This window comes from Motilimonas sp. 1_MG-2023, assembly GCF_030547455.1.
In the GTDB taxonomy this organism is placed as follows: domain Bacteria; phylum Pseudomonadota; class Gammaproteobacteria; order Enterobacterales; family CBDFNC01; genus Motilimonas.
On sequence record NZ_JAUOPX010000232.1, the window covers coordinates 1 to 245 of the forward strand.

At 49.8% G+C, this 245-nt stretch carries 1 protein-coding gene; it reads right to left on the reverse strand.

Translation table 11 applies throughout. From position 1 onward, the window contains the following. On the reverse strand, positions 1 to 197 hold a 197-nt coding region (locus tag Q4519_RS22000; RefSeq protein WP_303516105.1), incomplete at its 3' end, for a phage baseplate assembly protein V. Positions 198 to 245: the final 48 nt, after the last annotated feature.

Here is a 245-nt window from a genome sequence, read left to right on the forward strand (position 1 = left end):
ATGATCGGTTGGTCGGGATCGCATTCTAAAAAGCTGACAATCACTTCGTGGCCAATACGCGGAATGGCAATCATGCCGTATTGGGTGCCGGCCCAACCTTGAGACACGCGTACCCAGCAGCTGGCGTTTTCGTCGTTGTTGGAATAACTATCCCATGGAAATTTCACCTTAACGCGGCCATGCTCGTCACAAAATATTTCTTCACCCTATGGGCAGGTAACAATGGCGATTTGTGGACCATCAAC